The organism is Aurantimicrobium minutum, from assembly GCF_029892845.1.
Classification (GTDB): Bacteria; Actinomycetota; Actinomycetes; order Actinomycetales; family Microbacteriaceae; genus Aurantimicrobium; species Aurantimicrobium minutum_B.
In genome coordinates this window covers 484,091-492,368 of record NZ_JARXVT010000001.1, presented here as the reverse complement: position 1 = coordinate 492,368, position 8,278 = coordinate 484,091, and the positions used below count along the sequence as shown (strand labels likewise).

The 8,278-nt window shown below is 50.6% G+C and carries 10 protein-coding genes and 1 tRNA gene; 4 read left to right on the top strand and 7 right to left on the bottom strand.

Annotated features, from left to right (window positions below; all coding sequences use genetic code 11):
* The first annotated feature begins 141 nt into the window (after positions 1-141).
* The 4 genes from orn to M2118_RS02465 all read left to right on the top strand — a co-directional run bounded on the left by orn (position 142) and on the right by M2118_RS02465 (position 2,587).
* Positions 142-756, top strand: coding sequence for an oligoribonuclease (gene orn, locus M2118_RS02480; protein ID WP_280794374.1), 615 nt, complete (start codon positions 142-144; stop codon positions 754-756).
* Between the two features lie 77 nt (positions 757-833).
* Positions 834-909: transfer RNA gene (locus tag M2118_RS02475), tRNA-His, on the top strand.
* A gap of 101 nt (positions 910-1,010) precedes the next feature.
* Entirely contained in the window at positions 1,011-2,210 is a 1,200-nt protein-coding gene (locus M2118_RS02470; RefSeq protein ID WP_280794373.1) for a tyrosine-type recombinase/integrase, read from the top strand.
* Between the two features lie 23 nt (positions 2,211-2,233).
* Entirely contained in the window at positions 2,234-2,587 is a 354-nt protein-coding gene (locus M2118_RS02465) for a hypothetical protein (protein ID WP_280794372.1), read from the top strand.
* Between the two features lie 144 nt (positions 2,588-2,731).
* Here the strand turns inward: M2118_RS02465 and M2118_RS02460 are convergent, their stop codons facing one another.
* The 7 genes from M2118_RS02460 to M2118_RS02430 all read right to left on the bottom strand — a co-directional run bounded on the left by M2118_RS02460 (position 2,732) and on the right by M2118_RS02430 (position 8,277).
* Positions 2,732-2,959, bottom strand: coding sequence for a hypothetical protein (locus tag M2118_RS02460; RefSeq protein ID WP_280794371.1), 228 nt, complete (start codon positions 2,957-2,959; stop codon positions 2,732-2,734).
* A gap of 146 nt (positions 2,960-3,105) precedes the next feature.
* Entirely contained in the window at positions 3,106-3,468 is a 363-nt protein-coding gene (locus M2118_RS02455; protein WP_280794370.1) for a hypothetical protein, read from the bottom strand.
* Between the two features lie 3 nt (positions 3,469-3,471).
* Positions 3,472-4,722, bottom strand: coding sequence for a CHAP domain-containing protein (locus M2118_RS02450; RefSeq protein WP_280794369.1), 1,251 nt, complete (start codon positions 4,720-4,722; stop codon positions 3,472-3,474).
* A 69-nt stretch (positions 4,723-4,791) separates the two neighbouring features.
* Complete coding sequence (locus M2118_RS02445) at positions 4,792-5,076, bottom strand: hypothetical protein (protein ID WP_280794368.1); 285 nt, start codon at positions 5,074-5,076, stop codon at positions 4,792-4,794.
* Between the two features lie 8 nt (positions 5,077-5,084).
* The gene (locus M2118_RS02440) at positions 5,085-5,891 is read right to left on the bottom strand and encodes a fibronectin type III domain-containing protein (protein WP_280794367.1); all 807 of its coding nucleotides are present in this window, start codon (positions 5,889-5,891) and stop codon (positions 5,085-5,087) included.
* A gap of 429 nt (positions 5,892-6,320) precedes the next feature.
* On the bottom strand, positions 6,321-6,518 hold the full coding sequence (locus M2118_RS02435) for a hypothetical protein (protein ID WP_280794366.1): 198 nt from the start codon (positions 6,516-6,518) through the stop codon (positions 6,321-6,323).
* Between the two features lie 916 nt (positions 6,519-7,434).
* Entirely contained in the window at positions 7,435-8,277 is an 843-nt protein-coding gene (locus tag M2118_RS02430) for a tail fiber protein (protein ID WP_280794365.1), read from the bottom strand.
* Position 8,278 lies beyond the last annotated feature (1 nt).

Genomic DNA, 8,278 nt, shown 5'->3' with positions numbered 1-8,278 from the left:
ACTGAAGGGCATGACCCCGATGCAATATCGGAACCATGCCCTTCAGTTAAGAGCCGCCTAGGATTTAACCTGTCCAACTTTCGGGGGACAGTTCAATACGGCCAGGGAATCTTTGTCTGTGGGCTCGCCTAGAATTGAGGCATGGGAACACCGAATGAGTACATGGTCTGGATCGACTGCGAAATGACCGGTCTCAACCTCGATGTTGACGAGCTTGTTGAAGTAGCCGTGATCATCACGGACTCCGAGCTCAAGGCAGTTCACGAAGGTTTCGACATCGTGATCAACCCCAGCCAGGCCGCACTGGAGAACATGGGTGAGTTCGTCACCAATATGCACACCAGTTCAGGCTTGATTGAGGAAATCCCCCATGGTGTCTCCCTCGAGGAAGCTGAAGCTCAGGTCCTGGCCTACATCAACGAGCACGTCCCTGAAGGGCAGAAGCCTCCGATGTGTGGCAACTCGATCGGTACTGACCGTGCTTTCGTTGTGCGCTACATGCCGCTTGTCGATGCACGCCTGCACTACCGCAACATCGATGTCTCCTCCTTGAAGGAACTCGCTCGTCGCTGGTATCCCCGCGTTTACTTCAACTCCCCCAGCAAGGATGGCGGCCACCGTGCTCTTGCAGACATTCAAGAGTCGATTCGTGAACTCGACTACTACCGTCAGGCTCTTCTGGTCGCAGCACCAGGACCCAACAGTGACGAAGCAGCGAAGATCTCTGCAGACATCGTCACCAAGCACACCTCTTAAGCTTCATTCTTCAGTTTTTGCCTCCGAGCGAAACGTGTAAGATTATTGAGTTGCTGATTCGTCGGAAGCACAACATGGTGGGTATAGCTCAGTTGGTAGAGCGCCTGATTGTGGTTCAGGAGGTCGCGGGATCGATGCCCGTTACTCACCCCAAGTAAATAAAGGAAAGTAGCGGATTTACTAGCTACGAGCCAACATATCTGCCAACATAGTAGGAATTGAACGCCTACCGTGTTGGCAGATTGTTGGTTTAAATGGCTTCCGTAAGCCCCCGTACTAATCGCAGTGGATCAATCACTTGGCGCGTTAGTTTCCGTATTGGGAACAAGCAATGCCAAGAAAATTTCGATAATGAGACTGGCGCTTACCAGTTCGCTTCACTTGTGGAGAAGGTCGGCGGTGATGCTGCACGTAATGTTCGTAAGCATCGTTCTGGCCGCCCAGATGACATGCCTACTCTTCGTGAGTACACAGAGAAATATCTTGACCCTGAGTCTGGTCTGATTACCGGTATTGAGCCAGGTACTCGTGCCGGGTACATGTCTAACGCTGAGCGTTCTTTCTTGCAGGTTCTTGGTGACTATCCTCTCAGCGCTATTACTAAGGCTGATGTGGGTAAGTGGGTTGCGTGGCAGGAGTCTCAAGATTCCACAATCAACAAGGGAAAGACGATTTCTGCCAAGACGATGAAGAATTATCATTCGGGGTTGAGTGCGGTTTTGAAGTCTGCTGTTGAAGAGGGAATCATCCCAAACAATGTGGCTTTCCGTACGCGCCTTTCTAAAGGGATAAAGCATGAGGGCGTGTTTCTGTCTCGTACAGACTTTGCAACGCTCCTACACTTCACAGACGACCGTTACAAGCGGTTCCTGCTATTCCTTGCCGGTACGGGTTGCCGTTGGGGTGAAGCTACTGCCGTGACATGGGGTGATATCAACTTTGATGTTCAGCCTCCAACAATCCGTATTGATAAGGCGTGGAAGAAGTCAGCTACAGGTGCGCCTGTGTTGAAGCACCCTAAGTCCTCTCGTGCTGTTAGAACTATTTCCCTGTGGGATGAACTTGTTACGGCTTTAGGAGAGCCGGGGAACAGTGATGAACTTGTTTTCCCTAGCCCAGAGTCGGGTACTCATCTTTGGCCAGGTACTTTCCGTTCACGAGTTTGGCTACCTGCTGTCGCTAAAGCGATGGATGAAGAGGAATGTGCCACTATTGGCGCGAAACCCCTCACTAAGCGCCCTACAGTGCACGACCTACGCCACACTCACGCGTCGTGGCTAGTGGCCTCTGGAGCGCCTCTGCCGTTCGTTCAGGCACGCATGGGGCACGAGTCCATCACAACAACGATTGGTGTTTATGGTCACCTCTTGCCTGATGCCCATATTCAAATGGCAGACATGATGTCTCAAACAATGTCAGGCGTTCTTCCCTTACAGGGTGAACTTGAAGCATAATGTTCTAAACAAGGGGGAATTTCATGCTCAAGAAGATTGTGCTCATTTCTGTTTCCACACTCGTTCTAGCAGGGTGTTCTGCTTCTCCAGAGCCAGCGCCAACTCTTTACGGAGGGCAGCCAGCACCACAAACAGATGCTGAAGTAATAGATCTAGTATCAGAACGTTATGGAGACTGCTTCGAGAAGCTTGGCGATGCAGAGTTCACTTATGCGAGAAGTAGCAGTGGAGAACTTCTTCCTGGTGATTTTCTAGCTGCCGGTGAAGGTTGGTCTGTGTTGATTACCGTCTCGGCTTTGACTGATAAAGGTGTTTTGCCGACTGTTCCGGGTTCTGAGAAGTCTGTGGAGTTACTTACTTCTGTGGGTTGTGGATAACTTCTGCATCATTTTGTGGGTGTCTGTATCGTCTGGCTATGACGTTTCTTGATGATTTCGCTACAGACCCTGACTGTCCTAGCTGTGGAACTCGTTGCAAGCCACGGCTCGGTGCGTGGTGGTGTGAAACCTGCCAGCTTTCAGTTATTGGCTAATTCGGTTCCAGCCGCGTTTCAAGTCGTCAAGTAGGGCGATAGCTAGTTTGCGGTGTTCCTCGGATACTTCTCCCCCGGTTTGCAGCACCGTTTCAAAAAGTGTGATGTGGTAGCCACGAATCTTGTTGAAGCCTTCCTGCCTAGGGTCACGTCTTGTACGTACATACTCAGCCTTCAATTCTTCGACAGCGAAAGCAAGGATTTCTCGTGGCGTCATAGATACAGGTTAAACGAAAGAAAGCCCCCTACCCAGAACATGTCTGAATAGGGGGAGCTAGTTTCTTTACTGGCAGGAATCACACTGGAGCTGATCCATAGGGTCTAACGGAATTGTGTAACCGCCAACTGTTTCAATATCGTCCATTAATTACCTCGGTTTTCGAGGTCATGGATTCGGTCGTCGAGTTTTTCGCCTTTGTTGTCGAGCCGTCCAACATCTTTGCGGATTCCGCGAATATCTGATTCGACGTTCCCTAAACGTTTTTCAACTCCATCGAAACGGTTCTCTACTCCGTCGAAACGGAGCATCATTTCGCTGTGGCGTTCATCTTGCTCTACACGCAAGTTTGTTGTGTGAGAGTTTTCGACTTGTGCACGTGAGGCTCTCGTATCGGCTTGGATAGCGTTGATTTTCTTGCCATTGGATCTGGTAGCAAATAAGCCAATGATGGATACTCCGAGAGAACCCATGACGGCTATGAGTGCAACCGTTATATCTTCCGACACGGTTTACTTCGGAGTTGATTTACTGAAACGTGACAGGCCAAGAACGGATGCGAGTGTTCCAGACCATGCAACGATGAGCGCAGCTGCTTGCGTTGCTACTGTTGCATCCCAGTTTCCCCAGTCGATGACGGTCAGGGCGAAAGCGTAAGGGGTTGAAGAGGATACGAGGGCGAGAATCAGCCAGAGAGGCTTAGCGATGTGGTCTGGGATTACTGGCGCGTTGGGGTCATCCAGGGGGATTTCTTTCGCGGTAGCAATCAACGTCTGAATTTGGGCATCGGTAGCCATTTTTCGGGTGTTGATTACTGTTATCTGCTCTGGGGTGAGCGTTGTCTCTGCCACTTTGTTCTCCTCTGGTTTGGGTTTGTGTTCTGCCTTCTCTGGCTTCACAGTTGGTTTGGTTTTCGTAGGCTCTGGAACAACCTCAGGGATAGGTGCCGGGGCAGGTTCAGCTGTGGGTGCTGGCGGTGTAGGAATAGGCACAACGGCCGCAACTGCACCATCGAACGCAGCCCACACGTGACCGTCAATCTGCCAATCCATACGGCCTGAATATCCGCCATACGCTTGCGCCATGAGGAGGATGCCGTGGCAGAGATTCTTATTCATCTCGCTATTCCAATAGGTCAGGTCAAAGAATCCAAAGTCTCCACAGACAAGCTTGATAGCGAGCACTGAGGCTTCACTAGCGAGGTTCCCGTCAATGGGGCCTGTGTAGTAGCCACGCTCTGCAAGTCGGGTCTGTACCGTCATTTGGTCGCTTGTGCCAGGAACCCAATACGTCCAGTCGGCACCTTCTGCACGGATACCCTCCCCCTGTGAACCAACGGAAGGCGTCGTGTATGCAGGAGTTGATACGGGTGCGTTTACGGGGCGGAGAATACCCAGAATGTTGTTAGCGCCACGGTTATGGCGCGACACATACTGACCTTCAACGTTTTGTTCCATCGTGCCGAATGTGGAACCATCCCAGCCACGCACAACAACACCAATGTGTCCGTAATAGCCGTCATAAGGGCCACCGACACCAACGAAGATATCGCCCTCACGAGCGTCCGTAACAGGAACGAGTGTGAAGCCGTGAACAGACTGCACATTCGGGTTATCAATCCAATGCCGTGCAAACTTCACGTTCACAAACCCGGCACCCAAAACACCCTCCGTGTATTGGTTAGCTAACGCCACACACTCACTTGCAAGGTGATTGAAAACAGTTGTGCCATTGGGAATGTTCTTAAACTCTTGCCAACTCATTGGAGGACTGTTGAGGATAGCCAAAATTGCTCCTTAAATACGGAAAGCCCCTAAGGGCTAACTAAATCGTTACTGTTTCTTGCTTTTCTTGGCAGGCGCTTTCAGTATTTCTGGTACGTCAGCGTATGGATCAGTTATCGTCTCAGGGACATCAAGAGGGGATGGAACCTCCGGCACAGTTTCTGGCTCTGGGTCTGGAATCTCGACCCATTCCGCTGAAGGAGTGAACGCCTCAATAATTCCTGTGTTCTTCGTCTGGGTTTCTTGAAGCTGTTGAATCTGCTTATCGATATCAGTGTTGATTTCGGTTAGGCGTTGGATTTGTTCAGCTGCCGGGTTTGCTGGCAATAACATTTGTTCTCCTATACCGGGTTTACCCAGCCTGAGGCTGTCTTGACTTTGAGCGTTCGCTTCTCAACCATCACGCCGTTCTCTTTTGCTTTGAGTGACGTCGAGTTCACGAATACGTTGTTTACTTTTGCTTTCACTCCGACGGGTATGAATATCGCTGCTGATTCGGTGTATCCGGATGTGCCGTCACTGTTGGTAGCCCACACGCGGAACTTGTAGTTACGTCCGAACGTTAGACCGGTATAGGTGAAGGCTTGGCTGGACATGGTGTTTTGTGCTGTCCATGCGCCGTATGTTGCTCCGCCGTCGGTGCTTGAGGCATATTGCACATAGAACGTGGGTGTTCCTGCTGGGGAGGAAACGCTTCCAGCATTTACAGTGACGGATTTGTCAGAGTTAAGAAATCCGGTACATGATCCGGGATTTGATGGTTTGCGGTCGTAGTCGGTGAACCCACCGAGACTGCTGCTTGCACCGGCTGAACCCCAACCACCGGTGGAGGCGCTCGCTGAGAATCCGATACTTCCGAGATATCCGTTTGTGTCGTGCCCAACCCATGTATCAAATCCGCTAACGACTAGACGGGCACCAGCGCCGGAGTATGACTGTGTGCCAATGTTCCAAGAGTTGGCGTTACCGTTTACGTTGATTGAGACGGTGTTGTTGTAGGACGTTGCACTGCCGCCGGAGAAGTCGATATATGCGTCTGCGCGAACGAGGGAGCGGTTATTGGCTGCATCTGTTGCTATTACGTAACATTCGATGCGAAGTGCCAGGAGTGACGGGTAGGAACTGAACGCACCTGATGCACTTGCCATGGGGACTCCTTTAACTAGAAAATCCCCTACTATGAGGGGAATTGATTTTGTGGCTTACTGGGAGGGGTGGCTTTTCGGATAATCCGATAGTGGTGATTATGTCATCTCTGCACTGAAATCTGGCTCGGCTGAATTTGGCTCTGTGGGCAGTAAATACGGGGCTAAAACGCATACTTTAGACGTTTCTCAAATGCCTCTCCACAATCACGGCGGGATGACATCGGCAAATAACGCGTATAACGATGTTGGAATTTATGCGCCCGGCGGTGGTACGAACTTTGTTCCGCATACATGGGCTGGGGCCTTCGTGGGTGGTGACTCTAGTTACCAAGCGAAAACAATTCACTCGCACTCAATCAGTGTTCAGGGTGGCGGTGGCGCGCACAATAACGTCCAGCCGACAGTTGCAGCTCTGCTTGTAATCAAAACTTAGGTCTTGATTACTATGAGTGCCGTCCGTGTGGGTTGGATCACGTTGAAAGGCGTATTTCCGCCTGAATACTGGTTAGTAGCAGTAGATCCGTAGGCTGTTCCAGCGCCCCATGTTCCACCGCGGACAACAATTCTGTTAGCGAAACCACCACCATATTGAGCGCCATAGTTAGCAGCTTCCCACTCATTAGGCATTACAGGAAGCCCTAAGGAGTGGCTATGCGAATCTTGTATATGGGTGTGTGAGGCCATTTCTGCAACGGTTTGCAGATGTGTTTTCTCACCGTATGTCTTACCGATTGACCCAAATTCTAGGCTGCCGTTTTTCTGTCCGGAGATGACATAATCACCAATATCCACTACGTCTTAATGACAACGAGAACGGCACGTGTCGGCTGAATCACATTGAAAGCCTGACCACTTCCAGAGTAATTCACACTTATACCCGTCGTGTTCATTCGTGTTCCAGCATTGCCTAGATAGCGATTATCAGACCCCGGGGGAGTGTAGTTTCCACCACCCGTGTAAGGCCCTTGATCCATGTAGTGATTATGTCCAGGGTCATAGATTGAGTGGTTGTGACTAGGCATTTCAGCCACCGTCTGGGTGTGTGATTTCTCGCCAAAAACCGCGCCAATACTGCCAAATTGTGCACTGCCCGGCTTATAGCCCGACATTACATAATCACCATTATTCGGTCATGTTTTTATAACAAGCAAAGCCGCCACTGTGGGCTGAATATTGTTGTGTGCTCCGCCACCGCCTGTTGATTGGTTTGTAGCTGTTGTAGCTTGGTTTGTTGCAGTGGTATTTCTGGCATAGAGGTTAGCCGTGTTTGTGCTGGCATCATTACCTGAGTCAGTGAAAGAGTACTTGTCACCATCTCCACCAAGCGGTCCAACCGCAACTTGTCGGTCCCCAGCAAATGAGTTAGCAGAAACTACGTGACTGTGAGCATCTTGCGTGTGGTTGTGAGAGTTTTGCGTGTGGGTGTGGCTGGGTATTTCCGTGACACTCAACGTGTGAGTTTTTGCCCCATATTTCGCGCCAATATTGCCGAACTCTACACTCCCTGACTTGACTGCTGAGAGAACATAATCACCACTATCGGCTAAGTCTTGATTACAAGGGTTGCGCTACGCGACGGCTGAATGTTGTTATGCGCCTGAGAGCCTCCTGAAGGTGTTGTATCTAGCGCAGTAGTTGTAGGGGTAAAAACGTCATAGTTCAGCAAAACTTGAGTGGAAGCTCCGGGGTTGTAATTTATCTTCCAGTTGTTGTCTGCATACCCAGCTCGATGCGTATGAGTAGGCATCTGGTCAGAAGTTAGCGTGTGTGTTTTCGCCCCGAAAGTAGCCCCAACAGACCCAAACTCTGCACTGCCAGCACGAGTGCCGACCAAAACATAATCACCATTATCGGGCACCTTGAAATTTACACTGGATACAGCTCCAGCCTCGTAAGGGGAAAAGTACACTGAGTGCGTTCCCGACTGGGTTCCAGAGGTAACAATAGCAGCACCACCCGACGAAGCCGACAGTCGAAAAGCATCAGCCGTCAGCCCTGAAGCAATCACGTAATACACCGTGTAAGAAGCCAAACCGCTAGGCAAAGCGCCAGAAGTAGTCAGGTAAACCCTATCCCCCGGCACCAAAGCATGGCCCGCACACGTAAACACAGCAGGGTTAGCGACAGAAACCGTCACCGTGCCAATCTTCGGACGCAAATAAGCAGCCAAGTCAGGGTAGTTTGCTACCGCATACGAAGCACCATCAGTCTTAAGCGTCCCAGCAGGAGCATTACGTCCAGCGCAATACAGATAAGTACCCGTAGGGATACCAGCCAGAGAAGGAACATTACGACCCCGGCTCAGCTCATCAACCTGAGCCTGCAAACCCTTAATCGTGTCCTTAAACCAAGCAACATCAGAGGAATATTCAGGATAGTCACTCACA